Source organism: Corynebacterium otitidis ATCC 51513 (assembly GCF_000296405.1).
Classification (GTDB): Bacteria; Actinomycetota; Actinomycetes; order Mycobacteriales; family Mycobacteriaceae; genus Corynebacterium; species Corynebacterium otitidis.
The window spans coordinates 193197-194849 of sequence record NZ_JH815194.1; the positions used below are offsets into that span (position 1 = coordinate 193197).

Consider the following 1653-nt stretch of genomic DNA (forward strand, 5'->3'; position numbering starts at 1 on the left):
GCGCGGCGAGCCACAGGCCGGTGGCCGAAAGGATCGCCGCCGCGGCGACGGGCGCGGGCCCCAGGCCCGCCGCCCCGAGCGCGAGGACGACCGCGACGAGCGCGCCCAGCATCCGAAGCCTGACTTGTTTCGCCGGGTGAGCGCCGCGCTCTGGGGCGGGCAGGCGGCGGGCGGGCTTGGGCGGGCCGAGGAGCAGCACGGCCGCCGCGAGCGCGGCAACGAGCGTGATCATCGCTCCCCCACCAGCTCCGCGAGCCCGTCGAGCGCGCCTTGGCCCTCCTGCCACACCGGCTCGACGACCGCGCGCCCGCCGGGCCCCTCGGCCACCCGGCCGATCGCGGCGAGGCGCCGCCTACCGCCGGCGGCGCGGCGCACGTAGATGACGGCGTCGACCCCGGCGCGGAACTGGCCGTGCGCGGCGTCCCTGCCCAGGCCCCCGAGCGCGGCGAGCGCCTCGACGCGGGCGGGTACCTCGGCCGGGGAGTTGGCGTGCAGCGTGCCGGCCCCGCCCTCGTGGCCGGTGTTGAGCGCCGCGAGGAGGTCGGCGATCTCCGCGCCGCGGATCTCCCCGACGACGATGCGGTCGGGCCGCATCCGCAGCGCCTGCGCCACGAGCTCGGCAAGCGTGATCTCGCCGGTGCCCTCGACGTTCGCGCGCCTCGTGACGAGCCCGACGACGTGCGGGTGGTCGGGGTTGAGCTCCGCGGTGTCCTCGATGCACACGATCCGCTCTCTCGCGTCGGCCTCGGCGAGAAGAGCGGAGAGCAGCGTCGTCTTGCCCGCGCCGGTGCCCCCGACGACGAGGAACGAGCGCCGCGCCGCGACGAGCCCGCGCAGCGCCCTAAGCGCCACCTCGTCGAGGAAGCCGCCGGCGGCGAGTTCGTCGAGGCTCGCCTGCGCCTGGCGCAGCACCCGGAAGCTTAGGCACGTGCCGCGCTCCGCCGGCGGGGAGAGCACCGCGTGCAGCCGCACGATCGAGCCGTCCGCGCGGCGCAGCCTCGCGTTCGCAAACGGCATCGCCTCGTCCAGCCGGCCGCCCGCGGCGGCCGCGAGCCTCGCGCCGAGCCGGCGCACCGCCTCCTCCCCGCTAAACGGCGAGTCCGCGCGCTCGAGGCCCGCGCCCCGGTCGACCCACACCTCGCTGTGCCCGTTGACGAGCACGTCGGTGACCCCGGGCTCGGCGAGCAGCGCCTCGAGCGGGCCCGCGCCGACGGTGTCCTCGCGCAGCGCGCGCAAAACGGCCAGCACGTCGCCGTCGCTGATCGCCCCGGCGCGCTCCCGCACCAGAGCGGCGAGCTCCACCGGGCCGGGCTCGGCCTCGCCCGCCGCGAGCCGAGCTGCCACGGCGTCCTCCATCTCGCGCACGAGCGCGGCGATCCGCTCCCTCACCGGTCCCGCCCCGCATCCCCAAGCACGGCGCGCGCCGCGCGGCGCAGCGCCCGGGGCAGCCTCGCGGGCAGCCCCGCGGTGTCGACGCGCTTGGCGAGCCCCGGCACGTCGGGCAGCTCGGCTATGACGGCCCCGCCGACGAGGCGGGAGACGTCGCCTGAGTCCAGCCCGGACCACGCGCGCCGCCGCAGCACGGCGACCGGCTCGTGGCCCGCCGCCTTGAGGTCCGCGGCGAGCCCCGCGGCCGCCGCCCCCGCGCGCACC

At 78.5% G+C, this 1653-nt stretch carries 2 protein-coding genes and 1 pseudogene; all 3 read right to left on the reverse strand.

Features of this window, described 5'->3' with window-relative positions; translation table 11 throughout:
* A partial coding sequence (locus HMPREF9719_RS06285; RefSeq protein WP_004601148.1) for a hypothetical protein occupies window positions 1–232 on the reverse strand: 232 nt, incomplete at its 3' end.
* Window positions 229–1356: a TadA family conjugal transfer-associated ATPase gene (locus HMPREF9719_RS06290; RefSeq protein WP_038082861.1), complete on the reverse strand. Its 1128-nt coding sequence runs from the start codon at window positions 1354–1356 to the stop codon at window positions 229–231. The genes HMPREF9719_RS06285 and HMPREF9719_RS06290, both read right to left, overlap by 4 nt.
* Before the next feature lie 29 nt (window positions 1357–1385).
* A pseudogene (locus tag HMPREF9719_RS06295) lies at window positions 1386–1653 on the reverse strand (septum site-determining protein Ssd); the annotation flags it as partial.

What these genes read in the sequence shown, in the direction of transcription:
- HMPREF9719_RS06290 (WP_038082861.1), bottom strand. Translation starts at nt 1,356, where the DNA reads ATGGAGGACGCCGTGGCAGCTCGGCTCGCGGCGGGCGAGGCCGAGCCC.